A 25,694-nucleotide genomic window follows, 5' to 3' on the forward strand; every position below is an offset into this window, starting at 1 on the left:
ACAAGGCGCCGTTCACTTGTCATTCACATAGGTAACCAATGCCAGTTTGGAGAGATGGTTCCTGTCGCACTTGCACGATTCTTCGGTAAAACTTCTGTGACTTCCAACATGGTCTTGCCAGGAACGACAGCATGACTCGCATCGCGCTCTATCCCGGGTCTTTCGATCCGCCGACTAATGGTCATCTCGATATTCTCGAGGCTTCGCTCGCCTTTGCCGACCGTGTGATCGTGGCGGTTGGCGTTCATCCGGGCAAGACGCCGCTCTTCACCTTTGAGGAACGCGTCGCCATGATCCGTGAGCTTGCCGAAAAGATTACGAATGCTTCCGGCCGCGTCGATGTGGTGTCGTTTGACGGGCTGACGGTCGATGCCGCGCGCGACAATGGCGCAACGCTGCTGGTGCGCGGCTTGCGCGATGGAACCGATCTCGACTACGAGATGCAGCTCGCCGGCATGAACGGGGCCATGGCTCCCGCCATCCGGACGATCTTCCTGCCGGCCTCGCCGGCGAACCGCCCGATCACGGCGACGCTGGTCCGCCAGATCGCCAGGCTCGGCGGCGATGCCTCGCCTTTCGTGCCGCCGCTGGTCGCCCGAAAGCTGACACAAAAATTGGCTTCCTGACCGCGCCGCAATTCGCGGTCGCCCGCCTGACCGGAGAGTCCCTTGACCCGTTTCCTTGGCCTGATTGCGGCGATGGCCGCCGCCTTCTTCCTTGTCGCCGCGCCGGCCCAGGCCGCGAGCGAGAAGCTCGATCCTGAAAACACCATCTATCTCGACCTGAAGGATGGCCGCGTCGTCATCAAGCTGCGTCCCGATCTCGCGCCCAAGCATGTCGCGCAGATCAAGAAGCTGACCCGCGAGGGCTTCTATAACGGCATCGTCTTTCACCGCGTGATCGACGGCTTCATGGCCCAGACGGGCGACCCGACCGGCACCGGCATGGGCGGTTCGAAGGAGCCGGACCTTGCAGCGGAGTTCTCGAAGGCCCATTTCGCCCGCGGAACACTCGGCATGGCGCGGGCACAGGATCCTGACTCCGCCAATTCGCAGTTTTTCATCATGTTCGCCGATGGCGGCTTTCTCGATGGCCAGTATACGGTCTTCGGCGAAGTCGTGAGCGGCATGGAGTTCGTCGACAAGATCAAGAAGGGTGAGCCGCCGGCCAATCCCGACAAGATCATCAAGATGCAGGTCGCCGCCGACGCGAAATAGTCGGACCCATCGCCGGGCGGCCCGCCGCCCGTCTATCGATCACACGAGAAGGAGACCCCCGTGGCCGAAATCAAGGACCCGGAAAACACGCTGATCCTGGAGACCACCAAGGGTACGGCCATCATCAAGCTTCGCCCCGATCTCGCGCCCAACCATGTCGCGCGGATCAAGGAACTGGCCCGCGAGGGCTTCTATGACGGCATCGTCTTCCATCGCGTGATCGAGGGCTTCATGGCCCAGACGGGCGATCCGACCGGCACCGGCATGGGCGGCTCGGGCAAGAAGCTGAAGGCCGAGTTCTCGCGCGAGCCGCATGTGCGCGGCACGGCCTCGATGGCCCGCGCGCAGAACCCGGATTCGGGCGACAGCCAGTTCTTCCTCTGCTTCGGCGACGCCGGCTTCCTGAACGGCCAGTATACGGTCTGGGGCCAGGTCATCGAGGGCATGGAGAACATCGACAAGATCAAGCGCGGCGAGCCGGTCAAGGATCCCGACAAGATCGTCTCGATGAAGGTTGCCGCCGACGTGGCGTAAGGCGAGGGCGCCGCTGCGGCGACCCGAGATTGGAACTGCGAGATGGCCGGGCTTGTCCCGGCCATTTTCGTTTGCAGGGCGCGCCGGCTGGCCACGATGCGTTCGTTCTGCTGTCCCGGGCGACACGGCGAGCTCTGGACGAACATTGCGATTGCAACCATTCGCTGTTTTCGCCACAGCTTGTTCCCGTGGGCCGTCGTTCTGGCGATATCCGACCCGAGGCGGCGTGGAGCGAAGCGGGAGCACTCGGCATGGGACGACTTCAAGGCAAGACCGCCCTTATCACGGGAGGCACGAGCGGCATCGGTCTCGTCACCGCGCAGCGCTTCATCGAAGAGGGTGCTCGCGTGGCCGTGACCGGCGTGAGCCAGAAGGGGATCGACGCGGCTCATGCGGCGTTCGGACCCGAGGTCACGATCATTCAGGCCGATGCGGGGGATGTCGGCGCACAGAGAGAAATCGCGGCCAAGGTCGGCGCGGCGTTCGGCAAGCTCGATATCGCCTTTCTGAATGCCGGGGTGGCCGATCTGCGGCCGATCGAAGGATGGGACGAGGCCGGCTTCGACCGCTCGATCGCCGTCGATCTCAAGGGCCCCTATTTCCTGGTCCAGGCCCTGCTGCCGATCCTCAACAATCCGGCATCGCTGGTGCTGTCCGGCTCGATCAACGCGCATCTCGGCATGCCGGCCACCAGCGTCTATTCGGCCGCCAAGGCCGGCATGGTGTCGCTGGCGCGCACCTTTTCCGGAGAACTGATCGGTCGCGGCATCCGGGCGAACGTCGTCAGTCCGGGGCCGATCGATACGCCCCTCAACGGCAAGCTCGGCCTCGACAAGGAAGCCTCCGAGGCGCGTGCGAAGGCGGTCGTCGCCTTGGTTCCGGCCGGCCGCTTCGGCCAGGCGGTCGAGGTCGCCAATGCGGTGGTGTTCCTCGCCTCCGACGAGGCGCGCTTCATCGTTGGCAGCGAACTGATCATTGACGGCGGGCTGGGAATCCTCTGAGCCGTCGCCGCGGCTCCCCTTGACCCGCCCGCAAGGGGCGGGTTGAGCGGAGCTTGGATTTCGCTCGGGCGAGCCGCCGAACCCGCCACAGGCCGTCATCCCGGGCGGAGCGGAGCGCAGACCCGGGATCCATACAGCCCGAGCGGCGGCGCCTTTCATTCCCAACGCTCCGGCTGAATGGGTCGCCGCTTTCGCGGGGATGACGGCACTGGAAGGGCTTGGTCCAAGCCGAGCATGACGGCGCAGGCAGTGGGGCCGCGACCCCCCTTAAACCCGCCCCTGGAGGGCGGGTCGAAAGTGCAGAGCACTTTCGGGGCGGGGGTAGCTTCGGCCCTTGCCGAAGCGTGCTTGGGCGGCTGGTTTCGGCGGATGCCGGATAGGACAGGGACCGGCCGATCAACGCACCCCCTCCCCAAAACCGCTTTGCGGTTTTGACCCTCCCTCAGGGGGAGGGTTTGGACCGAGCCCGTCATGGTCTGCAGCGGCCCAACCCAAGGCTGTCATGCCCGCATTCATTGCGGGCATCCACGTCTTGCTTTCGGACGGAGAGCGGTGAGGCGAAGAGCCGAAGCGGCGGGAAGGCTCCGCTTTCGCGGTGATGACGATTCTGAAGTCTGACTCCGCTTGAGCCGAGATGACAGCGGACGCGGCTGGAGGGCGCGGCTCCGGCTTAGCCCGCACCAGCACGGTGCTTTTCGAGCATCCGTCCCCCCGGCAATATCACCGGTCGACATCCATTCGCATCTCCCCGGGCGCGATCCGTCGCGGGATCGTGTGCGCGCGCCCCAACATCTAGGTTGAGCTAAGCGGCTGAGGCCGTTAGGAACGAGCCGCCCGGCGGCGTTTCGCCGTCATGGAATGAAGAATGCGCGTCGACCTTTTCGATTTTGATCTCCCCGAGGACCGTATCGCGCTGCGCCCGGCGCGCCCGCGCGACAGCGCACGCCTGCTCGTCGTGCGGCCGGGCGCGCCGCTCGAGGATCGGGTCGTGCGCGATCTGACGGAGCTGCTGCGGCCGGGTGATGCGATCGTCTTCAACGATACCAAGGTCATTCCCGCTCAGCTTTTCGGCGAACGCGTGCGTGACGGCGTCTCTGCGAAGATCGGTGTGACGCTGCACATGCGCGAGGCGGCCGATCGCTGGCGCGCCTTCCTGCGGCCGGCCAAGAAGATTGCCGAGGGGGACCGCATCCTGTTCGGCGAGACGGTCGATCGCGCCTGCCTTGCAGCCGGGCTCGCTGCGACGGTGGTCGAGAAGGGCGAGGCGGGCGAAGTCGTGCTCGCCTTCGATCTCTCCGGTCCGGCGCTGGACGAGGCGATCGCGAGCGTCGGCCATATTCCGCTGCCGCCCTACATTGCCTCGAAGCGGCCCGAGGATGGCGAGGATCGGCGCGACTACCAGACCATCTATGCCCGCGAGGAGGGCGCTGTGGCGGCCCCGACGGCCGGGCTCCATTTCACGCCCGAGCTGTTCGAGCGCCTCGACGCCATGGGTGTCTCGCGCCATTTCGTGACGCTCCATGTCGGGGCCGGCACCTTCCTGCCGGTCAAGGCCGACGATACCAGTGACCACAAGATGCATGCCGAGCGTGGCGAGGTTTCGGCCGCGACCGCCGATGCGCTGAATGCGGTTCGCGCGCGCGGTGGACGGGTCGTCGCCGTCGGCACCACCTCGCTCCGCCTGCTCGAAAGCGCGGCCGGCGAAGACCATATCATCCGGCCGTTCAATGGCCCGACCAGCATCTTCATCACGCCGGGCTATCGCTTTCGTGCCATTGACGCGCTGATGACGAACTTCCATCTGCCGCGCTCGACGCTCTTCATGCTGGTCTCTGCCTTTTCCGGCCTCGAGACGATGCGGGCGGCCTATGAGCATGCGATCGCGACGGGCTATCGCTTCTATTCCTATGGCGATGCGTCGCTGCTTTTTCCTGCCGGGACACCATGACCGATAAATTCACCTTCACCCTTCTCGCCAAGGACGGCATGGCGCGCCGTGGCGAGGTGTCCATGCCGCGCGGCACGATCCGCACGCCGGCCTTCATGCCCGTCGGCACCGCCGGCACCGTCAAGGCGATGTATCCGGGGCAGGTGCGCGAGCTCGGCGCCGATATCATCCTCGGCAACACCTATCATCTGATGCTGCGCCCCGGCGCGGAGCGGGTCGCCGGCCTCGGCGGGCTGCATGTCTTCGCCAACTGGCCGCATCCGATCCTGACCGATTCCGGCGGCTTCCAGGTCATGTCGCTGGCGCAATTGCGCAAGATGGACGAGAAGGGCGTGACCTTCCAGAGCCATGTCGACGGCCGCCGCTACGAGTTGACGCCCGAGCGCTCGATCGAGATCCAGGGCCTGCTCGACAGCGATATCCAGATGCAGCTCGACGAGTGCGTCCGCTTGCCGGCGAGCGAGACGGAGATCGAGCGGGCGATGCAATTGTCGCTGCGCTGGGCGGAGCGCTCCAAGGCGGCCTTTGGCGACCAGCCGGGCAAGGCGATCTTCGGCATCGTGCAGGGCGGAGACGTGCCGCGGCTACGCGTCGAAAGCGCCGCGGCACTCGCGGCGATGGATTTCAAGGGCTATTCGGTCGGCGGCCTCGCGGTCGGCGAGCCGCAGGCCGTCATGCTTGAGATGCTCGCGATCACCACGCCGGTGCTGCCCGAGCTGAAGCCGCGCTATTTGATGGGCGTCGGCACGCCGGACGACATCATCGAATCGGTCGCGCGTGGCATCGACATGTTCGATTGCGTGATGCCGACGCGGGCAGGGCGCCACGGCCTCGCCTTCACGCGCTTCGGCAAGGTCAATTTGAAGAATGCCCGCCATGCCGACGATCACCGTCCGCTCGATGAGGCTTCGGATTGCCCCGCGAGCCGCGATTATTCGCGCGCCTATCTGCATCACCTGTTCAAGGCGAACGAGACGCTGGGCGCGATGCTGCTGACATGGAACAACCTCGCCTATTATCAGAGCCTGATGGCCGGTATTCGCGCCGCGATCGACGAGAGCCGGTTTGACGATTTCCGCCTGGCGACCAAGGACGGCTGGGCGCGGGGCGACATTCCCGCGCTCTGATGCTCAGATGGTCGGCGCGGTGTCCTTGACGATCGCGACGCCGGAGATCTTCCAACTGCCGTCCGGCTGCTTCTCGAAGCGGTAGCGGGCGACCCAGTTCTGCCCGTCGGGACCGGTCAGGAAGATATCCTGCGTGATGCCCTCGGGCCGCTCGATCACGGCGCCATAGGTGACGCTGCGCGGGCGATAGACCTGCGGATAGGCCTGGCGGACCATGTTCATGAACGCCTCCGGCGTCCGGAATATGGTCTGGATGCCCGGCGCGGCGAAGGCATAGGCCGTGACGCCATCATCGCGCTGGAAGGCGTTCAACTGCGACTGGACGACGTCGTGCATCGCCTGCTTGTCGGCGCCGCTGGGCTCGGCGAAGGCAGGCGCGGCGGAAAGGGCGAAGAGGATCAGGATGGCGGAGCGGACAATGTGCATGAGAGCCTCCGGCGGCGGACGGGACGAGGGATGGTTCCCTTCGAGCGAGCTACGCTCGCAGGTCTCACAAGGTTTCGCGGCCGGCGAACGCGGCGCATTGCCGGGCGTGGGCAGGACCTGCTATCCCGGGCCGCATCAACGCCGGAGATTGCGATGAAAGCCCTGTTCGTCCAGATCAAGTGCCATCTCGGCCGCGCCTATGATGTCGCGAACGCGATCGCGGAAGCGGAGATCGCCTCGGAGATCTATTCAACCGCCGGCGATTTCGACCTTCTGGTGAAGTTCTATCTCGAAGACGACGCCGATGCCGGCCATTTCGTGACCGAATCGGTGCAGCGCTTCGACGGCATCAAGGATACGCGGACGATCATCACCTTCCGCGCTTTCTGAGCGCCTCTTCCAGGCGGTCGAAGGCGCATTCCGGCGGCATGCCGAAGCGGATGAGGCTTTGATCCTCGGCGAAGATGCGGGTCCAGATGCCCCGCTTGGCCAGGCGCATGTGGATTTCCTGGGCACGGGCCGACCGAGCCAGCAGGAAGAGATCGGTGCCGCCGATGACCCTGAGGCCAGCCGGTTCGAGCAGGTCCGCGAGGCGCTGGCGATCGGCGGCAAGCGCGATCCGTGTCGCATCCTGCCACGCCGTATCGCGGAGCGCCGCGATCCCGGCGGTGATCGCCGGCCCGCTGACCGGCCAGTCGCCGAGCAATGCGCGCAGGCGCGTGCAGGGGGCGGGCGCGCCGATGACGAAGCCGAGGCGGAGGCCCGCCAGGCCGAAGAACTTGCCGAAGGAGCGCAGCACGACCACGGGCTCGTCGCCGATGATGGGCAACAAGCTGAGCGAGGGATCGAGGTCGGCAAAGGCCTCGTCGACGACGAGAAGGCCGCCTTTCGCGGCGAGGAGCCGGGCCGTCCGCAACAATTGCAGCGGATCGACGGTGCGGCCGTCGGGATTATTCGGATTGGCGAGCACCAGGATCGGTGCGCCGCCGGCATCGATCTCTGCGATTCGGCCGACCGTCCGCCCGGCATTGCGCCAGCCTTCCTCGTGGCCGGAATAGGTCGGCGCGAGGATATCGACCGCGCCCTCGGGCGCGATGAGCGGGAGCAGGCGCAGCGCGAGGTCGGTGCCGGGCGCGGGAACGATTTCGAGCTGCGCACCGACGCGATAGGCGCAGCGCGCCGCCTCTGTCAGCGCCGCAAGCGACTGCGGGTCGGGCAAGCGCGTCCAGTCGACCGGGTCGCCGGGTGAAATGGGGTAGGAGCGGGGATTGATTCCGGTGGAGAGATCGAGCCAGTCCGCCAGCGGAATGCTATAATGGGCAGCCGCGGCGCGAAGGCCGCCGCCATGCCGGGGAATGGTCAATCGTTCCGGCATCGTGGGTCTATGCCCTCGAAGAAAAGTGGAGGCCTCGCCCGGAATCGAACCGGGATGCAAGGATTTGCAGTCCTCTGCGTAACCATTCCGCCACGAGGCCCTCGGGCAGCGGATGTATGGGAAGGCAGGGGGGAGGGCAAGCATTTTCTGGAAACGATCCAGACATTTCGGCGGCGTGGCATCGCGCGCCCTGCGGCGCCGCATCGCGGCGGGGCGGCTTGTCACTCCCGGCTGCGATGGGTATGGAAATAGAGGAAACCATTCTGAAAATGAGGCTCACGAGCATGGTCGATTTCGCCAAGGCGCGAACCACGATGGTCGACTGCCAGATCCGGACCGTCGATGTCACGGATTTCGACATTCTCGACGCCTTCCTGGCGGTCCCGCGGGAGGTCTTCGTCCCGGACCAGCTGAAGCCGTTCTCCTATATCGACGAGGACATCCTCGTGAGCGCGCCCGGTACGCCCGGTCGCTATGTCATGGAGGCCGGCCCGCTCGCCAAGTTGATCCAGCTCGCCGGTGTCGCGGCGACGGACAAGGTGCTCGATATAGGCGCCACGACAGGCTATGCGGCCGCGCTGCTCTCCTCACTCGCCGCGAGCGTCGTTGCGCTCGAATCGGATCCGGCCCTCGCCGATCAGGCGCGTGCCAATCTGGCGTCGCTCGGCAAGACCAACGTCACGGTCGTGACGGGTTCGCTCCTGGCCGGTTATTCGGCTGCGGCGCCGTATGACGTGATCCTGATCGAGGGCGCGGTGGAGGAGATTCCGGACGCTCTGACGGCCCAGCTCTCCGAGGGCGGGCGAATCGTTACGGTGGTCGGCGCCAACGGACTGGCCGCAAAAGCGACCATCTACACACGCTCCAGTGGGTCGCTGAGCGGTCGTCCCGCCTTCAACACCTATGTGCGGCCACTGCCGGGCTTTGAAAAGCCCAAGGTCTTCGTGTTCTGATAATTCAACGATTTCAATATTTTATCTGTTTTATCGCGTATGGGGCAGGATCGGGGCATGTGGCTTTCGCGCCGCAATGAACCGATTATCAACCGTTTGAGGCGTCCGGCCATTTGACGGTCATGGACGCAAGGGTATCTTAACAAAGTATTGTCCGACGGTGGACGTCCGTAGGGGGGCGTCGCCTCGCAACGCCGAGGTTCGATAGTGCTGTTTTCCCGGGTCTATTTTGCATCCGTGGCGGTAGTCGCGGTTCTTGCGACAGCCCCCTTCGCAAGCGCCGATACGTTGGCGACTGCGCTCGCCCAGACGTACAACAACAATCCGACGCTGAATGCGATGCGCGCTCAGTTGCGCGCGATCGATGAAGGCGTTCCCCAGGCTCTGTCCGGTTATCGGCCCGTGCTGACCGGTACGGCCAATGCTGGCCTTTCGACCACGCGCACGTCGTTCGGGACGACCGGGCTTTCGCCGAGGACGGTGGCGCTGACGATCGAGCAGCCGATCTTCCGCGGCTTCCAGACCCAGAATAATGTGAAGCAGGCCGAATCGTCCGTGCTTGCCGGCCGTGAGACACTGCGCTCGACCGAGCAGGATGTGCTGCTCGACGCCGTCTCCGCCTACACCAATGTGCTGCAGACCCAGGCGATCCTGGCCCTGCGCGAGCAGAACATCGTCTTCCTCAAAGAGCAGGTTCGCGCGGCTCAGGACCGTCTGAAGGTCGGCGAGGGCACGCGTACCGATCTCGCACAGACCGAAGCCAGCTTGAGCGCGGGCCAGACGGATTATGATGTCGCGGTCGCCAATCTGAACACGGCTAACGCGACCTATCTGCAGGTGATCGGCATCAAGCCGCGCAGCCTCACTTCGCCGTCGTTCAGCGACAAGGCGCTGCCGAAATCGGTCGACGCCGCGATCCAGGTCGGCTTGAAAAACCATCCGGCCATTCTGGCGGCGAGCTATAATGTCGATACGGCCGCATTCAACGTGAAGTCGATCGAAGGCCAGCTTTTGCCGACCGTGTCGTTGCAGGGCCAGGTCGCTCATGCCGACGATTCATCTTCTTCGATGCCGTGGGCCAATTCCGCGACGATCACCGCCAATATGACGGTTCCGATCTACGAAGGTGGCGTCGTCTATTCGCAGGCGCGCCAGGCCAAGGAAACGCTCGGCCAGCGTCGTATCCAGCTCGACAGCGCCCGCGATCAGGTTCGTTCCGCGGTCGATTCGTCCTGGGGCAACCTCGAGGCTGCCCGCGCGGCGATCGTTTCTGCCCAGTCGCAGATCAAGGCTGCCCAGCTGGCGCTTGAGGGCGTCATCGAGGAGCAGAAGGTCGGCCAGCGCACCACGCTCGACGTCTTGAACCAGCAGCAGTCGCTCATCCAGGCGCGCGAGACGCTGGTGATCGCGCAGCGTGCCCAGATCGTGGCCGCCTATACGGTGCTGTCCTCGATGGGCGCCCTCTCGGCCCAGAAGCTCTCGCTGAAGGTTCAGGAATACCAGCCGACGCAGCATTACAACGCGGTTCGCGACAAGTGGATCGGCCTTCGGACGCCTGACGGCCGGTAGTCGGCCGCAGACATTCGATCTTAGGCGGGGAAAAGCGACCGGCGACATGTTCGCCGGTCTTTCTTTTCGCTACGCTTTTATTGGGAATTGGCTGAGAATCGCATGGTTCGCCAGCTGGCGTAGTGAGTATTGGGGTGGCAATGGCCAAAGTTAGTCAGGCGCAAGAACCGTCGATGGAGGAGATCCTCGCCTCCATTCGCCGTATCATTGCTGATGATGATGCGCAGGCGACGCCGCAGCCGGTACTGCAGACCCCCAATCACGGCCCGATTGGCATTTCGACCGACGATATTGACGCATTGTTCGGCGCCCGCACTGCGGGACCTCCTCGCCAGGCGAAGCCGGAGCCTGCGCGGCTTGATCCCGCCCGGGCCGAGCCGGTCAGGCGGGAGTCTGTCGCGCCGAAGCTCGATCCCGCGCCGGTCCGGCCGGCACCGCTTGCAACCGAACCGGCGCAGCCGCAGTTCCGCCGTGCGGAACCGGGCGAGCATAAGGCCGAGCTGAATGGCCCCGTTCGTCCCGCCGCGCCGCCTGTGCGAGCGCCGTCACCCGGTATTGACCAGGGTCGCCCGGCCATGCACGCCGAAGCGCCGGTCGCGTCGCATGCGCCCTTGATGTCGCCTGCGGCCGACGCCGCAGTTCATGCGGCCTTTGGCAGCCTCTCCGGTGCAGTCGGCTCTTCGCAGTCGCGCACGATCGAGGATCTGGTCAAGGAGGTGCTTCGGCCGATGCTCAAGAACTGGCTCGACACCAATCTGCCGCCGCTCGTCGAGCGTCTGGTACGCGACGAGATCGAGCGGGTATCGCGCGGCCGCTGAAGCGTGTCTTTGGCCTGTCTCGCGATGTTGGTGGCGTGAGCCGAGGCGAATCTCCAGGCCGATGGCCGGCGATCCATCGCGAGCGGGCTTCGCCGACGAGCCATCGCATCAGGGCTGCCAATATCGCAGTCGCGACACTACCTATGGGCTGGCGCGGTTGACTTGATCCCGCCCATCCGATTTACCACAGCCAACGAATTCTCATCCGGAAGCGGTCATGCTCGACAAGAATTACGACGCGGCGAAGGTCGAGCCGCGCATCTACGAGGCTTGGGAGAAGGAAGGCGCCTTCAGGGCCGGCGCGGGCGCTGCGCCCGGCGCGGAAACCTTCGCCATCGTCATCCCGCCGCCCAATGTGACGGGTTCGCTCCATATGGGGCACGCGCTCAACAATACGCTGCAGGATATTCTCATCCGCTTCGAGCGCATGCGTGGCAAGGACGTGCTCTGGCAGGTCGGGCTCGATCATGCGGGCATCGCGACCCAGATGGTCGTCGAGCGCCAGATGGCGGAGCGGCAGGAGCCGAACCGTCGCGTCATCGGCCGCGAGGCCTTCGTCGACAAGGTCTGGAAGTGGAAGGCCGAATCCGGTGGAACGATCATCGGCCAGCTGAAGCGCCTCGGCGCCTCGGCCGATTGGTCGCGCGAGCGCTTCACGATGGACGAGGGTCTGTCGAAGGCGGTTTTGAAAGTCTTCGTCGAGCTTTATCGGCAGGGCCTCATCTACAAGGACAAGCGCCTCGTCAACTGGGACCCGGCGCTGGAAACTGCCATTTCCGATCTCGAGGTCATTCAGGTCGAGACCAAGGGCAAGCTTTATCATTTCCGCTATCCGATCGAGGGCAAGACCTTCGATCCGGACGATGCGACGACCTTCATCACCGTTGCGACCACGCGGCCCGAGACGATGCTGGGCGACACCGCCGTTGCCGTCCATCCCGAGGACGAGCGCTATCAGGCGTTCGTCGCTGCGAAGGCGCATGCGATCCTGCCGCTGGTCGGCCGCCGCATTCCGATCGTCGCCGATGAATATTCCGATCCGGAGAAGGGTTCGGGCGCGGTCAAGATCACGCCGGCGCATGACTTCAACGATTTCGAGGTCGGCAAGCGCCACAAGCTGCCGATGATCTCCGTGCTTGACCGGCAGGCGAATATCGCGATCGCCGGCAATGCCGATTTCCTGGCCGGCGTGCCGGCGACGGCTGCGCTCGCGGATCTGGTTTCGGCCGTCGACGGCCTCGATCGCTTTACCGCGCGCAACTCCATCGTCGCCATGATGGAAGAGCAGGGTTATCTCGACAAGATCGAGGACCACGGCCACACCGTGCCGCATGGCGATCGCGGCGGTGTTCCGATCGAGCCTTTCCTGACCGAGCAATGGTATGTCGATGCGCACACGCTGGCGCAGCCGGCCATCGCGTCGGTGCGCGAAGGGCGCACGGATTTCGTGCCGAAGAACTGGGAAAAGACCTATTTCGAGTGGATGAACAACATCCAGCCCTGGTGCATTTCGCGCCAGCTCTGGTGGGGCCACCAGATCCCCGCCTGGTATGGTCCGGACGGTACGATCTTCGTCGCCTATGACGAGAGCGAGGCGCAGGTCGAGGCGCTGCAGCATTACCGGTCGCTCTATCCGAATCTGGAGCGTGTGAGCACCGATGGCACGTTGTCGTCGGCGGCGCCTGTCGGATCGCCTGCAGACATTCTCGAGATTGCGCTTCGTCGCGACGAGGACGTGCTCGACACGTGGTTCTCTTCGGCGCTCTGGCCGTTCTCGACGCTCGGCTGGCCCGAGGCGACGCCGGAACTCGCCCGCTATTACCCGACCCAGGTTCTGATCACCGGCTTCGACATCATCTTCTTCTGGGTCGCCCGGATGATGATGATGGGCCTTCATTTCATGAAGGATGCCGAAGGCAAGCCGATAGAGCCCTTCAAGGACGTCTATATCCACGCCCTCGTCCGCGACGAGAAGGGCGCCAAGATGTCGAAGTCCAAGGGCAATGTCATCGATCCGCTCGGCCTGATCGACGAATATGGCGCCGACGCGCTGCGCTTCACGCTGACCGCCATGGCTGCGCAAGGGCGCGACATCAAGCTCGCAACGTCTCGCGTCGAGGGCTATCGCAATTTCGCGACCAAGCTCTGGAATGCGGCGCGTTTTGCCGAGATGAACGGAGCTGTCCGCGTCGATGGATTCGAACCGTCGGCCGCACGCGAGAAGCTCAATCGCTGGATCGCGACGGAGACGACGCGCACGGCCAATGCCGTGACCGAGGCGATCATCGCCTATCGCTTCAACGATGCCGCCAACGCGCTCTACCGGTTTGTCTGGAACAATTTCTGCGACTGGTATCTGGAACTTGTGAAGCCGGTGCTGAACGGCGAGGATGAGGCCGCGAAGGCCGAGACGCGCGCGACCATTGCCTGGACGCTCGACCGGATCGTCACGCTGCTGCATCCGATCATGCCGTTCATCACGGAGGAGCTCTGGGCTCGCACCGGCGAGACGGGGCCGGCGCGATCGCAGCCGCTCATCCTGACGGCGTGGCCCGAGCTGACGTTTGAGGATTCCGACGCCGCCGCCGAAATCAACTGGCTGGTCGAGCTGATCTCGACGGTTCGTTCTGTTCGCTCCGAAATCAACGTGCCGCCGGGTGCGCAGGTGCCGCTCGTCATCGTTGGCGCGTCGAGCGTTACGGCGGAACGGCTTGCAACGCATGACACCCTGATCCGCCGCCTGGCCCGTGCGTCCGATATCACGGCTGCCGATGCGCCGCCCAAGGGCGCCGTCCAGGCTGTTCTTGGCGAGTCGACGATCGCGCTGCCGCTCGAAGGCGTGATCGATCTCGCCGCAGAACGCGCTCGCCTCGGCAAGGAGCTCGACAAGGCCGCCAAGGAGATCGCCAAGATCGAGGCGAAGCTCGGCAACGAGCAATTCGTCAGCCGCGCGCCGGAAGAGGTGATCGAGGAGCAGCGCGACCGCTTGGCCGAGGCCAGTGAGCTCAAGGCCAAGTTCGAGGCGGCGCTGGAGCGTCTGAAGGGGTGATCGGAAAGGAGAGCGCCGGCGAATGACGCTGGCGCTCCTGACTCCTCAACATCATTGCTGGCCGCGAAAGGCCTCGGGCAGTTTGCTGACGTCAGCGTTCAGAGCAGGCTTGTAGTCGAGCCCGCCCTTTTCGTTGATGTAAGGCTTCAGGATCGTAACCTTGAAGAAGCAAGCGGCCGATTTCCCTGAGCACTCATAAGAACTGCCGTTTCTGATCGCGACCTTGACAGGAACACCCAGGCCCGGCGCCGTCACGGAGACGCTGGCGACACTATCGGTTCCGTTGGCGCCGGCTGTCGTCAGGACCGTCTTGTCCGTCCTGATCACGCCGGTGATGACGACGTAATAATAGGGCGATCTGGGCTTGGTGGCGTCGGAGACATACCAGCGCTCGCGCAGATTCTCGCCACGCGCCTGCCCTTCGAGGTAGGCCGCCGTCAGTCCGGTATAGACGGAATCATAGCGTTCGCGGATCAAGTTTTCCGCCTTGAACTGAAGCGAGCGGCCGACCTCGGCGGCAATGGCGATCTTCGTTGCCTCGCTCCCTGTGCCGCCCTCGATCTGAATGCCCTGAATATCGCTGGCGACAATCGTCGCCGGCGGTTCGCGGTTTGGCTTCGCCGTCAGCGGAATATCGTCCGCCAGCTGGACAAGCTTGTTGCTGCGTGTGTCCCACAGAAACAGATACCCCGCCTCATAACGGGCATTGTTCCGGTATCCGAGTTCCTTGACCTCAACAAACTTCATATCGGCGATGTAGCAGCCCGAAAGCGATCCAACGCACAAAGCTGCTATCAGCAAATTTCGCATACCCGTCCCCCGAGATTTGGCCGAATCGGCCGTTGATTGCCGCACTTGGCTCATCGGGATCAAAGGTTGTGCGGTCGGAGTTGTGAATGCAATAGTTGAATTTATGAGCGCTGATTATCTAAGGTTGTAGGGTGCACTTTCGACGGCCGGCTTGCGGCCCGGATAGGCTCGCAAACAAAAAGGGCGCCCGAAGGCGCCCTTGAAGTATTTCGGTGATCGACCGTGAATGCTTAGCGGCGCTTCGAGACCGGCACGTAGTCGCGGCTTTCGGCGCCGGTGTAGAGCTGGCGCGGACGGCCGATGCGCTGGCTCGGATCCTCGACCATTTCCTTCCACTGCGCGATCCAGCCGACCGTGCGGGCGAGAGCGAACAGCACGGTGAACATGGTCGTCGGGAAGCCGAGCGCCTTCAGCGTGATGCCAGAATAGAAATCGATGTTCGGGTAGAGCTTCTTCTCGACGAAATAATCGTCATGCAGCGCGATGCGCTCCAGCTCCAGCGCCACTTCGAGCACCGGATCATCGGTGATGCCGAGCTCGCCGAGAACCTCATGGCAGGTCTTCTGCATGATCTTGGCGCGCGGATCGTAGTTCTTGTAGACGCGATGACCGAAGCCCATCAGACGGAACGGATCGTTCTTGTCCTTGGCGCGGGCGATATACTCCGGGATCCTGTCGACGGTCCCGATCTCCTGCAGCATGTTGAGCGCCGCTTCATTGGCGCCGCCATGGGCAGGACCCCAGAGACAGGCGATGCCGGCCGCAATGCACGCGAACGGGTTAGCTCCGGACGATCCCGCGAGACGGACAGTCGAGGTCGATGCGTTCTGCTCGTGATCGGCGTGGAGGATGAAGATCCGGTCCATCGCGCGCGCGAGGATCGGGTTCACCTTGTATTCCTCTGCCGGCACGGCGAAGCACATGCGCAGGAAGTTCGAGGCGTAGTCGAGCGAGTTCAGCGGATAAACGAAGGGCTGGCCGACATGGTACTTGTAAGCCATTGCCGCGATCGTCGGCATCTTGGCGATCAGGCGCAGGCTCGCAACCATGCGCTGGTGCGGATCCGATATGTCGGTCGAGTCATGATAGAAGGCCGACAAGGCACCGACGACGCCGACCATGATCGCCATCGGGTGGGCGTCGCGGCGGAAGCCGGTGAAGAAGCGCGACATCTGCTCGTGAACCATCGTGTGATAGGTCACGCGCTGGTCGAAATCGGCCTTCTGTGCGGCGGTCGGAAGCTCGCCGTAAAGCAGAAGATAGCAGGTCTCGAGGAAGTCGCCGTGCTCGGCGATCTGTTCGATCGGGTAGCCGCGATAGAGCAAGACACCTTCATCGCCGTCGATGAAGGTGATCTTCGAGTCGCACGCGCCGGTGGAGGTGAAGCCGGGGTCGTAGGTGAAACGGCCGGTCTTGGCGTAGAGCGACCCGATGTCGATCACGTCCGGTCCGATCGTCCCTTGCTTGACGCCGAAATCCCAGGACTGGTCACCGATCGTCAGTGTCGCTTTGGTTTCAGTCATGAAGACGAACTCCCTTGGAGAAAGCGAAGATATTGCGTAGCAGGGCTCACGCTGCGGGGACGCCTGATGCGGCGCGGGGGAGCCCAGGAGTGTTTGACCAATTGCCTAGCCGATTTATTGCATCGCGGCAAGCATGGTGGATCCGGCTCTTTATAAGGGTCTCGAACTAAAAAAATCGCGGTGCCCCGGCGCCGGATCGGAGTGCGGGCGACGCTGATCGCCGCCCGCCCGGATGGTCTGTCGACCGGCTCAGGACGTCGCCTGATCGCCTATGCGGCCGAGGCTTTCCGTGCGTCCGAGCACGATCAGCACGTCGAAGATCCCGGGCGACGTCGATCGGCCGGTGAGCGCGGCGCGCAATGGCTGCGCAACCTTGCCGAGCTTCAATCCGCGTGCCTCTGCGAAGGCCTTGACCGCGTCTTCCGTCGCTTCGACGGTCCATTCGGAAACGCCGGCGAGAACGCCGGCGATATCGCGCAGCAGGCGACGCGCGTCCGGATCGAGGATCGAGGACGCCTTCTCGTCGAGGGCGAGCGGCCGCTCGGCGAACAGGAACATTGCGCCGTCCTTGAGTTCGACGAGCGTCTTGGCACGCTCTTTGAGCCCGGGGATCGCGGCCTTGAGCTGATCCTCCTTCTCGGGCGTCATCTTGGCACGAAGTGCCTCGCCGCCCGGCAGATAGGGCAGGGTGCTGACAAAGGCGTCGAAGAGCGCCTCGTTGCTCAGCGCCCGCATGTAATGGCCGTTGAGGTTTTCGAGCTTGGCGAAATCGAAGCGCGACGCCGAGCGGCCGACATCGGCGATGTCGAACCACTCGATCATCTGCTCCGTCGACATGATCTCGTCGTCACCATGCGCCCAGCCGAGCCGGACGAGATAGTTCCGCATCGCTTCCGGCAGATAACCCATGGCGCGATAGGCATCGACCCCGAGCGCGCCATGGCGCTTCGAGAGCTTCGCACCATCGGGGCCATGGATGAGAGGAATATGAGCCATGATCGGCACCTCCCATCCCATCGCCTCATAGATGATCATCTGCCGCGCGGCGTTGGTCAGGTGATCGTCGCCGCGGATGATGTTGGTGACGCCCATGTCGTGATCGTCGACGACGACTGAAAGCATATAGGTCGGGTTACCGTCCGAGCGGAGCAGGACCATGTCGTCGAGGTCCTTGTTCGGGATCACGACATCGCCCTGGACCTTGTCGTGAATCACCGTCTCGCCATCGAGCGGCGCCTTGATGCGTATTGCCGGCTTGACGCCGGGAGGCGCCTCGGACGGGTCACGATCACGCCAGGTGCCGTCATAGCGCGGCGCGCGGCCCTCGGCCCGTGCCTTCTCGCGCATCTGCTCGAGCTCCTGCGGCGTGCAGTAGCAGCGATAGGCCTTGCCGGCCGCAAGGAGCTCCTCGACCACCTCGCGATGACGCGGCGCGCGGGCGAACTGGAAGACGGTCTGTCCCTCCCAATCGAGGCCAAGCCATTCCAGCCCGTCGATGATCGCGCCGATCGCGGCATCGGTCGAACGTTCTCGGTCGGTATCCTCGATGCGCAGCAGCATCGTGCCGCCGGTGTGCTTGGCATAGAGCCAATTGAACAAGGCGGTGCGTCCGCCGCCAATATGCAGGAAGCCGGTAGGCGAGGGAGCGAAGCGAGTTACGACCGGTTTTGACATGCAATCTTCTCGGGCAAGGCGTGGAACGGCGAAGCGGAACGTTCGCCGCTCGGCGATGTGCGGCGCGTCATGTAGCATGGAGCGGCGCCGAGACGAAAGGCTGGGGAATGGCCGGGGGCGGTTCGCGCGAAAGATTACGCTGGGGGACGACCCCAGGCGGCAATGAGGCTGGCGAAACGCGCTTTCGGCAACGCGTCGCGGCGGCCGCGCTGGCGCTTGGACGCGTCGAACGCCTCGGCCTCTGGCTCGGTGCCAGCCTCGAACGCGAGATTGACGCCGGGATCGGCTTTCTCTGGTTACCGGTCGGCTTCGCCCTCGGTGTTCTGCTCTATTTCGCGGCACCCTCCGAGCCGTTTGGCCCGGCGCTCTTCGCCCTGTCGCTAGGCGCCTGGGGCATTTCGTGGCGCGCGCGTCATGCTCGGGCTGGCCTTCTCTACACCGCGCTCGGTGTCGCGATGATCGCATCGGGCATGGCGGCGATGAAGTTACGAACCGATCGGCTCGCGACGCCAATGATCGAACGCCAGGTCACCGGCACGCTTTCGGGCTGGGTCGAGCATCGCGATGCCCGGCGCGGTGGCTATCGCCTGACCGTGCGGGTCGCCGCCTTCGAAGGTAGGCGCAGCGTAACCATGCCGGAGCGGGTCACGGTCACTGTCCGGGGCAGGGCGGCTCCCATGGTCGGCGACGGGATATCGGCGCTGGTGCAGTTGCGCCCTCCGTCGGGACCGGCACTCCCCGGCAGTTATGATTTTGGTCGCAACGCGTTCTTCGAGGGGATCGGTGCCACCGGCTTCGCCTATGGCGCGCCGAAGCGCGCGGAGATCGGGCCGGCGCCGTTCGCCATTCGCCTGATGCGGCCGCTCGAGGATCTGCGCGAGGCGATCCGCGCCGAAATCCTCGACACACTACAGGGCGATACCGCGCGGATCGCGACAGCGCTCATCATCGGCGACGCCGGCGGCATCAGCGAGGCGGCCGAGGATGACCTCCGCCAATCGGGCCTCGCCCATATCCTCTCGGTATCGGGGCTGCACATGGTGCTGGTCGCAGGGGCTGTCTTCTGGAGCGTGCGGGCGCTGCTGGCGTTCGTGCCGGGACTTGCGCTTCGGCGGCCGATCAAGAAATGGGCCGCGCTCGCAGCACTCGCCGTGACGGGGTTCTACCTCCTGATCTCGGGGCTCGACGTCGCCGCACAACGCTCCTTCATCATGACGGCGGTTGCCTTCCTTGCGATCCTGCTCGATCGGCGGGCGATCTCGATGCGCAATGTCGCGATCGCCGCACTGATCGTACTCGCGATCGCCCCAGAGAGCATCCTGTCGGCGAGCTTCCAGATGTCCTTTGCGGCCACCATGGCGCTGGTGGCGGGCTTCGAAGCGCTTGCTGCGGCGCGCAGCAAGCGCGTGCTGCCGCGTCCGGAGATGTCGACCATCGGCCGAGGCTTCCGCTGGGCCATCGTTCTCGTCGGAGGGCTCGCGTTGACATCGCTGCTCGGCGGTCTCGGATCGACGCCGTTCGCCCTCTATCATTTCCAGCGCATGGCCCCGCTCTCGATTGTCGCCAATGTGCTCGCCATGCCGCTGACCGACTTTCTCGTCATGCCGATGGCATTGATCTCGGTGATCGTCATGCCATTCGGCTTTGCCGCGCCGCTGCTGCAACTGATGGGTGTCGGCATTGATGGCATGCTGGGCGTCGCGCGCTTGGTCAGCGAATGGTCCGCCGGCTCGGGCGGGGCAGCGATGCCGTCAGCGGTTGCATTGATGATCTTCGTCGCAGGCTTCCTGTGGCTGAGCCTGATGCGACAGCGCTGGCGCCTCGTGGGCCTCGCTCCGATGCTGGTCGGGGGCGCGCTCGCTTTGACGCCGGAGCGGCCGGAGGTCTTGGTCGCCGCCGACGGGCGGATGGTTGGGCTGCGCGACGAGGAGGGCCGCTACCGCCTGGTCGCGAGGAAGGTGGACGATTTCATCGCTGATATCTGGCTGCGATCGGATGGCGATCCGCGCGACCCCAAGGCTCCCACATTAATGCAAGGCACGACCTGCGATGGGCTCGGCTGCGTGGGTCGGCTCGCCGATGGTCGCATCCTGGCACTCACGCTCGATCGTGCGGCGTTCGAGGAAGATTGCCGGCGCGCCCAGCTCTTGGTGACACCGCTGGTCGCACCCGCCGCCTGCTACCAGCGGATCGTGGTCATAGACCGACCCATGCTGGAGAGGACGGGGTCACTGGCTCTCTTGGCCCGCCAAGTTGCTGCAGCGCCAGACGCAGCACGGGAAGCCGATGCCGCGGCTGTAACCGGTGCTTTCGATACCCCGGCAGACGGACCGCCCATCGATATCACCGATCTCGCGGTGAACGATCGCACGCCGCTTGATGAAGACAGGGGCGATGACGCGACGCGCTACGAAGCCCTGGAAACGCCATTACTCGCTCGGCGCACGCCTAATGATGAAGATCTTCCTCCCGTCATGCAGCTGAACCAAGAGGCGCAGCATCAGGACGATCCGGAAACCACACGTCCCGCCATGCAAGCGGCCGAACGAGATTTCATCGGCCGCACCGCCTATCCGGCGACACGAAGACCCTGGATGCCGCCTGTGCCGCAAAGACCTGAGGCGGTCAGTAGCGGCGGATGAGACCGACCAGACGGCCCTGGATGCGGACACGGTCCGGGCCGAAGATCCGCGTTTCGTAAGCCGGATTCGCAGCCTCGAGCGCAATCGATGCGCCGCGACGGCGCAGACGCTTCAGCGTCGCCTCTTCCTCGTCGACCAAAGCCACGACGATGTCACCCGTATCGGCCGTGTCGGTGCGGCGGACGAGAATGGTATCGCCATCGAGAATACCGGCCTCGATCATCGAATCGCCGCGCACTTCGAGTGCGAAATGCTCGCCTGCACGCAGCATCTCCGGCGGCACTGTGATCGAGTGGCTCTGCTGCTGGATCGCGGAAATCGGAACACCGGCCGCGATCCGCCCCATCACCGGAATGACCACCGGCTCGCTAACGTCGTCGGCGCCTTCGACCGGACGCATGCGGCCGAGGCTGCCTTCGATCACGCTGGGCGAGAAGGCCTGCTTCTTCGGCCGCTGCAGCGTGGTCGTCATCGTCTCGGGCAGACGAACCACCTCCAGCGCGCGGGCCCGGTTGGGCAGCCGACGGATGAAGCCACGCTCTTCCAGAGCCTTGATCAGGCGGTGAATGCCCGACTTCGAGCGCAGATCGAGCGCGTCCTTCATTTCGTCGAAAGAGGGGGGAACACCAGCCTCCTTCAGCCGCTCATTGATGAACATCAGCAGTTCATATTGCTTCCGCGTGAGCATGAATGTGTCCGCGCCCCAGACCAACCAACAGAATCATCGGTACAAAACACGAACAAATTACCTGTTCTGTTTGTGTTCCGCAAGGCGCTCGCGGTTCCCGCCCTTGGCTTCCGGGCAAAAACACTGGCCGCCGGACTGTTCGGTCCGGCGGCCATGAAGCTCGAACTTTGGTGGTCGGGTGCGATGCGTCAGCGAAGGGGCGGGGCGTATTGGATGCCGCCCTTGCTCCAGAGTTGGTTGAGGCCGCGCGGAATGCCGAGCTTGGAATTGACGCCCAGATTGCGTTCGTAGATCTCGCCGTAATTGCCGACACTGCCGACAATCTTGATAACCCAGTCATTCGAGAGGCCGAGCTTTTCGCCGAAGCTGCCGTCCGTGCCAACAATGCGCATCACTTCCGGCTTCTTGGAGGCTTTGGCCTCGTCCAGTCGGTCGGAGGAGATGCCGTATTCCTCGGCATTGATCAGTGCGAAGTTGACCCACTCCACGATCTTGCGCCATTGCGCATCGTCGTCGCGTACGGCCGGGGCGAGCGGCTCCTTGGAGATCACGTCCGGCAGGATCAGGCTCTCGCCCGGATCGGGCAATGTGGCGCGCTCGGCATAGAGCTGGGAGACGTCGCTCGTGAGTACGTCGCAACGGCCCGCCTTGTAGTTCTCGACCGATTCGTCTGGCGTCGTGGCGGCGACGACCGTGTATTTCATATTGTTGGTCGTGAAGAAGTCGATGAAGTTCGGCTCGGTGGTGGTGCCGGTCTGGACACAGACCGCCGCGCCGTCGAGGTCGAGTGCCGATTCCTTGCCGCTTGAGCGCTTCACCATGAAGCCCTGGCCGTCATAGTAGGTGACGCCGACGAAGGAGATGCCTAGCTCCGCCTCGCGCTGAAGCGTCCAGGTCGAGTTGCGCGCGAGCACGTCGATCTTGCCGGCCTTGAGCGCCTCGAAACGGTCTGTCGCCGAAACGGGCACATATGTGACCTTCTCCGCGTCGCCGAGGACGGCTGCCGCTACCGCCTTGCAGAAGTCGACGTCGAAGCCCGCCCACTTGCCGGCCTCGTCCGCAAGCGCGAAGCCGAGCAGGCCCTGGTTCACGCCGCAGGCGACCGAGCCGCGCGTCTTGACGGTATCGAGCGTGCCGGCGCTGGCGGCACCGGCGGCGAGCATCGCCGCCACAGAGGCCAGGCCGATGAAGGCAAGGCCGGAAGTCCGGCGTCCGGAACGGAGCGTCATGGGTGGTTCCCCCCGATAGAGACCATGTCCGACCGCGCGCGAGGCAACGATCGTCGAGCCTTTCCGGCTCAGAGCTTGGCGCGTTGCTGCACGATGACCTTCGTCCCGACGGGCACGCGGGCATAAAGATCGATCACGTCGTCATTGACCATCCGGAAGCAGCCCGATGACAGCGCGTGGCCGATCGTCTGCGGCTGGTTGGTGCCGTGGATGCGGTAGACCGTATCGCCGAGATAGAGGGCGCGCGCGCCGAGGGGATTGCCTTCGCCGCCCGCCATGAAGCGGGGCAGGTAAGGTTGGCGCTGGATCATTTCGGGCGGCGGACGCCAATCCGGCCATTCCTGCTTGCGGGAGATCTTCAGCAGGCCCGACCATTGGAAGCCGTCGCGACCGACGCCGACTCCGTAGCGAATGGCGCGGCTGTCGCCCTGCACGAGATAGAGAAACCGCTCATCCGTATTGATGATGATCGTGCCGGGCTTCTCGTTGGTGCGGAAATAGACCGGCTGTGGCTGAAACTCCGGCGGCAGCAGCGAGTCCTGCTTCGTGGGCACGAGGCCGGGCTGGTCGCCGATCGCGAGCGGCGCACGGACATCGGCCGGCGGCGTGGGGGTGGGGGCTGCGGCAGTCGGGCCGACGGCGAGCGCCAGGATGGCGAGCGACGACGAAACGAGCGCCAGCAGTCTTTTCGCTTGGTTGCGCATGAGAGCCTCGTACTTCAAGAGCCTGTTCCGTTTAGGTCTGATGGGGGCGTCAGCCGGTAGCGGGCTTGGCGGCAGGGGCCGGAGTGGCGGTCGTCTTCGTCGTGCCATCCGGGCAGCGGACGAAGACCATGGTGCCATAGCGGGCCGTCACGGTCGGATCGACCCAGGCGGCGACCATGACGCCGTTCTGGAACGAGGTGATCTGGCGGTCCTTGATGACACCGGCGGGGCCGGGCGGTCCGATATAGACACGGCCGGCAGCCGTCTTGACGAAGACTTCCGATGGCTGGGTCTGGTCGGCGAGATACATCATGACACCGCCCGTCGGGCCTTTGGTGATGATGTAGGGATTGTTGCAGAAGCGCCGTGCTTCCTCCGTTGTCCGCGCGAGGTCCGCCTCGTTGCGGAAGGAGCCGAGACCCCATTTGCCGACCAGTTCGTCGGAGGTGATGACGGGGACAGGGGGCGCGGCCGGCACGAGTTGCGGGGTGGCGAGATCGTTCACGCCGGATGTGCACGCTGCGAGCGCCAGAAGCACCGCAAAGCCAGCCGGCGCCACGATGCGCCTGAGCACGGTGGTCTTCGTCCGAATGAGTTCCTCGGCCGCCGAGACAGTTCGTTCCATCCGTTTCCCTCCCGCGGGTACATCACGCTTGACGCGCGATCCCGTACGGCTCGTTGGCCGTCAGCGGATTGCGATACCGGGGCGCATGATGAAGAGGGGCGCGCGCAAACGCAACTGTCTCACGCGAGCTGGAGAGCGGCCGCCTCCCTGGCGCGCATTCCCCCTCTCTGCGGCAGCGTGGTAGGCTACAGCATGATGTCGCCTGCCTCCGCCCTGTTTGATACGGCCATCGGAGCCTGCGCCCTTGCCTGGCGGGGCGATGCCGTGATCGCCGTGCAACTTCCCGAATCAAGCCCCGCCGCGACGCTGGCCTTGCTCGGCGAACGCTGCGGGGCGAAAGAGGGTCTGCCGCCGGATCCGGTTGCCGAGGCGACCATGGCGATGCGCGCCCTGCTCGACGGCGAGCCGGTCGATCTCTCCTTCATCAGGATCGATCTCGGCGACGCGCCAGACTTTGCCCGTGCTGTCTACAGCGTGACGCAGGCCATTCCGCCGGGCGAAACGATGACTTATGGCCAGATCGCGAAGCAGATCGGCCATGCGGGCGAGGCACGCGCGGTCGGCCAGGCGCTCGGTCGCAATCCCGTGCCCATCATCGTGCCGTGTCACCGTGTTCTCGGCAGCAATGGCAAGGTCGGCGGGTTCTCGGCCAATGGCGGCGTCGCAACCAAGCTCCGCATGCTCACCCTCGAACGCGCCCGCACGAGCAACCAGCCGACGCTGTTCGCCGGCGCCGACTGGCCGCTGCAATCGGGGCAAGTGCGCCGTTAGGCGAGCGGGCCGAGCGCGGCTTCGATCTCGGCGCGGCGCGGTTCCAGGAAGGCCGGCAGCTTCAGCGCCTCGCCAAGCGTCGCGCGTGGCTCGTCGACGTCAAAGCCGGGAACATCGGTGGCGATTTCGAACAGGACATGGCCGGGCTCGCGGAAATAGACCGAACGGAAATAGTTGCGGTCCTTCTGTTCCGTGGTGCGGATGCCGTGGTCGCGAACCAGCTTTTCGACCATCGCCGCCTCAGCCGCATCGTCTGCGGCGCGAAAGGCGAGGTGGTGGATCGAGCCGGTGCCGAACTTGCCGGGCGGAAAGTCTCCGACGGTCCTGATATCAACGACGCCACCGATCGTCGTGCCTTTGGCGCGATAACGAACGGTCGTGTCCTCGCGACCGTCTTCGGCAAAGCCGAGCACGTCGGTCAGGATGGCGCCTGTGGGTCCGCCGTCGCGTTCCAGAAGCGTGACGCTGTGGAGCCCGCGCACTGCGTGATCCACGGCGATGTCATTGCCCGCCCAGGCTGGCTCTGCCTCGATGCCGGGGACGCCGATGAGTGCCAGGTGCATGCCGTCGGGATCGCGAAAGGTGAGAACGGTCTCGCCGAAGCGCTTGCTGAGGCCGTCATGATCGACACCCTTTTCCAGGAACCGATGGGCCCAGAAACCGATAGCAGCCGCCGGCGCGCGTAGAGCGATTTCCTGCGTCTCGCCGGGTCCAACCCGGCCCTGCGCCGCATGCGCCCAGGGAAAGAACGTGACGATCGTTCCGGGTTGACCCACTTCGTCTCCGTAATACAGGTGATAAGTCCCTGGATCGTCGAAGTTGACGGTCTTCTTCACGAGACGAAGTCCCAGCACGGCGCTGTAGAAATCGAGGTTGCGGGGCGCGGGACCAGAGACCGCGGTGACGTGGTGAATTCCGGCGTGCGACATTGGATCGTCCCCTTCGCGCATTGATCGTCAAGTACGCAAAGCTAGCCAATGTGGGCCTGCCCGTCTTGCTCGATTCCACGGT

General features: G+C 64.5%; 23 protein-coding genes and 1 tRNA gene. 13 read left to right on the forward strand and 11 right to left on the reverse strand.

All coding sequences use genetic code 11. The annotated features are described in order from the left end of the window. Nucleotides 1–131: 131 nt before the first annotated feature. The 6 genes from coaD to tgt all read left to right on the forward strand — a co-directional run bounded on the left by coaD (nucleotide 132) and on the right by tgt (nucleotide 5,827). Nucleotides 132–626 carry a pantetheine-phosphate adenylyltransferase gene (gene coaD / locus QO014_RS03825; protein WP_266347308.1) on the forward strand — a complete coding sequence of 165 codons (495 nt, stop codon included), beginning with the start codon at nucleotides 132–134 and terminating at the stop codon, nucleotides 624–626. Between the two features lie 72 nt (nucleotides 627–698). Then, nucleotides 699–1,217 carry a peptidylprolyl isomerase gene (locus QO014_RS03830; RefSeq protein ID WP_266347786.1) on the forward strand — a complete coding sequence of 173 codons (519 nt, stop codon included), beginning with the start codon at nucleotides 699–701 and terminating at the stop codon, nucleotides 1,215–1,217. 60 nt (nucleotides 1,218–1,277) lie between these two features. Then, entirely contained in the window at nucleotides 1,278–1,751 is a 474-nt protein-coding gene (locus QO014_RS03835) for a peptidylprolyl isomerase (protein WP_370877087.1), read from the forward strand. A 251-nt stretch (nucleotides 1,752–2,002) separates the two neighbouring features. Then, nucleotides 2,003–2,752 carry an SDR family oxidoreductase gene (locus QO014_RS03840; protein WP_266347309.1) on the forward strand — a complete coding sequence of 250 codons (750 nt, stop codon included), beginning with the start codon at nucleotides 2,003–2,005 and terminating at the stop codon, nucleotides 2,750–2,752. 865 nt (nucleotides 2,753–3,617) lie between these two features. Then, a complete protein-coding gene (gene queA / locus QO014_RS03845; protein ID WP_266347310.1) occupies nucleotides 3,618–4,700 on the forward strand; it encodes a tRNA preQ1(34) S-adenosylmethionine ribosyltransferase-isomerase QueA in 1,083 nt (360 codons plus the stop codon). Then, nucleotides 4,697–5,827 (forward strand): tRNA guanosine(34) transglycosylase Tgt, encoded by a 1,131-nt coding sequence (gene tgt / locus QO014_RS03850; protein ID WP_266347311.1) that lies wholly within the window; start codon nucleotides 4,697–4,699, stop codon nucleotides 5,825–5,827. The genes queA and tgt overlap by 4 nt, the downstream gene beginning before the upstream one ends. Before the next feature lie 3 nt (nucleotides 5,828–5,830). Here the strand turns inward: tgt and QO014_RS03855 are convergent, their stop codons facing one another. Continuing rightward, nucleotides 5,831–6,253, reverse strand: a complete 423-nt coding sequence (locus tag QO014_RS03855) for a DUF4864 domain-containing protein (RefSeq protein ID WP_266347312.1) — start codon at nucleotides 6,251–6,253, stop codon at nucleotides 5,831–5,833. A 153-nt stretch (nucleotides 6,254–6,406) separates the two neighbouring features. Here QO014_RS03855 and QO014_RS03860 point away from each other — a divergent pair, with 153 nt between their 5' ends. Next, nucleotides 6,407–6,643, forward strand: a complete 237-nt coding sequence (locus QO014_RS03860; RefSeq protein WP_266347313.1) for an Lrp/AsnC ligand binding domain-containing protein — start codon at nucleotides 6,407–6,409, stop codon at nucleotides 6,641–6,643. On the opposite strand, the gene cobD is transcribed toward QO014_RS03860, so the two are convergent. Continuing rightward, the gene (gene cobD / locus QO014_RS03865; protein WP_266347314.1) at nucleotides 6,624–7,628 is read right to left on the reverse strand and encodes a threonine-phosphate decarboxylase CobD; all 1,005 of its coding nucleotides are present in this window, start codon (nucleotides 7,626–7,628) and stop codon (nucleotides 6,624–6,626) included. The two genes, QO014_RS03860 and cobD, sit on opposite strands and share 20 nt — an antisense overlap. Before the next feature lie 26 nt (nucleotides 7,629–7,654). Next, nucleotides 7,655–7,728 (reverse strand) — tRNA-Cys (locus QO014_RS03870). Nucleotides 7,729–7,897: 169 nt separating this feature from the next. On the opposite strand from QO014_RS03870, the gene QO014_RS03875 reads away from it, so the two are divergent. The 4 genes from QO014_RS03875 (at nucleotide 7,898) to QO014_RS03890 (ending at nucleotide 14,017) form a co-directional block, all read left to right on the forward strand. Further along, the gene (locus QO014_RS03875; protein WP_370877089.1) at nucleotides 7,898–8,581 is read left to right on the forward strand and encodes a protein-L-isoaspartate O-methyltransferase family protein; all 684 of its coding nucleotides are present in this window, start codon (nucleotides 7,898–7,900) and stop codon (nucleotides 8,579–8,581) included. 207 nt (nucleotides 8,582–8,788) lie between these two features. Continuing rightward, nucleotides 8,789–10,150, forward strand: a complete 1,362-nt coding sequence (locus QO014_RS03880) for a TolC family outer membrane protein (RefSeq protein ID WP_266347315.1) — start codon at nucleotides 8,789–8,791, stop codon at nucleotides 10,148–10,150. A gap of 173 nt (nucleotides 10,151–10,323) precedes the next feature. Then, nucleotides 10,324–10,968 carry a PopZ family protein gene (locus QO014_RS03885; protein ID WP_266347316.1) on the forward strand — a complete coding sequence of 215 codons (645 nt, stop codon included), beginning with the start codon at nucleotides 10,324–10,326 and terminating at the stop codon, nucleotides 10,966–10,968. A gap of 217 nt (nucleotides 10,969–11,185) precedes the next feature. Then, a complete protein-coding gene (locus QO014_RS03890; RefSeq protein WP_266347317.1) occupies nucleotides 11,186–14,017 on the forward strand; it encodes a valine--tRNA ligase in 2,832 nt (943 codons plus the stop codon). Nucleotides 14,018–14,068: 51 nt separating this feature from the next. Here the strand turns inward: QO014_RS03890 and QO014_RS03895 are convergent, their stop codons facing one another. The 3 genes from QO014_RS03895 to gltX form a co-directional block, all read right to left on the reverse strand. Further along, entirely contained in the window at nucleotides 14,069–14,827 is a 759-nt protein-coding gene (locus QO014_RS03895) for a hypothetical protein (protein WP_266347318.1), read from the reverse strand. Nucleotides 14,828–15,057: 230 nt separating this feature from the next. Further along, nucleotides 15,058–16,350: a citrate synthase gene (gltA, locus tag QO014_RS03900; RefSeq protein WP_266347319.1), complete on the reverse strand. Its 1,293-nt coding sequence runs from the start codon at nucleotides 16,348–16,350 to the stop codon at nucleotides 15,058–15,060. A gap of 249 nt (nucleotides 16,351–16,599) precedes the next feature. Beyond that, the gene (gene gltX, locus QO014_RS03905) at nucleotides 16,600–18,024 is read right to left on the reverse strand and encodes a glutamate--tRNA ligase (protein WP_266347320.1); all 1,425 of its coding nucleotides are present in this window, start codon (nucleotides 18,022–18,024) and stop codon (nucleotides 16,600–16,602) included. A gap of 107 nt (nucleotides 18,025–18,131) precedes the next feature. Between gltX and QO014_RS03910 the strand changes: the two genes are divergently transcribed. Next, nucleotides 18,132–20,666 (forward strand): ComEC/Rec2 family competence protein, encoded by a 2,535-nt coding sequence (locus QO014_RS03910; RefSeq protein WP_266347321.1) that lies wholly within the window; start codon nucleotides 18,132–18,134, stop codon nucleotides 20,664–20,666. Here the strand turns inward: QO014_RS03910 and lexA are convergent. From lexA to QO014_RS03930, 4 genes are all read right to left on the reverse strand, one after another. Further along, entirely contained in the window at nucleotides 20,650–21,354 is a 705-nt protein-coding gene (lexA, locus tag QO014_RS03915) for a transcriptional repressor LexA (RefSeq protein WP_266347322.1), read from the reverse strand. The two genes, QO014_RS03910 and lexA, sit on opposite strands and share 17 nt — an antisense overlap. A 188-nt stretch (nucleotides 21,355–21,542) precedes the next feature. Continuing rightward, on the reverse strand, nucleotides 21,543–22,583 hold the full coding sequence (locus QO014_RS03920) for an amino acid ABC transporter substrate-binding protein (RefSeq protein WP_266347323.1): 1,041 nt from the start codon (nucleotides 22,581–22,583) through the stop codon (nucleotides 21,543–21,545). Nucleotides 22,584–22,651: 68 nt separating this feature from the next. Further along, nucleotides 22,652–23,287 carry a L,D-transpeptidase gene (locus QO014_RS03925; protein ID WP_266347324.1) on the reverse strand — a complete coding sequence of 212 codons (636 nt, stop codon included), beginning with the start codon at nucleotides 23,285–23,287 and terminating at the stop codon, nucleotides 22,652–22,654. A 49-nt stretch (nucleotides 23,288–23,336) separates the two neighbouring features. After that, nucleotides 23,337–23,912: a hypothetical protein gene (locus QO014_RS03930; RefSeq protein ID WP_266347325.1), complete on the reverse strand. Its 576-nt coding sequence runs from the start codon at nucleotides 23,910–23,912 to the stop codon at nucleotides 23,337–23,339. A 192-nt stretch (nucleotides 23,913–24,104) separates the two neighbouring features. Between QO014_RS03930 and QO014_RS03935 the strand changes: the two genes are divergently transcribed. Continuing rightward, nucleotides 24,105–24,683 (forward strand): methylated-DNA--[protein]-cysteine S-methyltransferase, encoded by a 579-nt coding sequence (locus tag QO014_RS03935; RefSeq protein WP_370877090.1) that lies wholly within the window; start codon nucleotides 24,105–24,107, stop codon nucleotides 24,681–24,683. Here QO014_RS03935 and QO014_RS03940 read toward each other — a convergent pair. Beyond that, a complete protein-coding gene (locus tag QO014_RS03940) occupies nucleotides 24,680–25,612 on the reverse strand; it encodes a ring-cleaving dioxygenase (protein WP_266347326.1) in 933 nt (310 codons plus the stop codon). The two genes, QO014_RS03935 and QO014_RS03940, sit on opposite strands and share 4 nt — an antisense overlap. Nucleotides 25,613–25,694: the final 82 nt, after the last annotated feature.

Source organism: Kaistia dalseonensis (assembly GCF_030814715.1).
In the GTDB taxonomy this organism is placed as follows: Bacteria; Pseudomonadota; Alphaproteobacteria; order Rhizobiales; family Kaistiaceae; genus Kaistia; species Kaistia dalseonensis.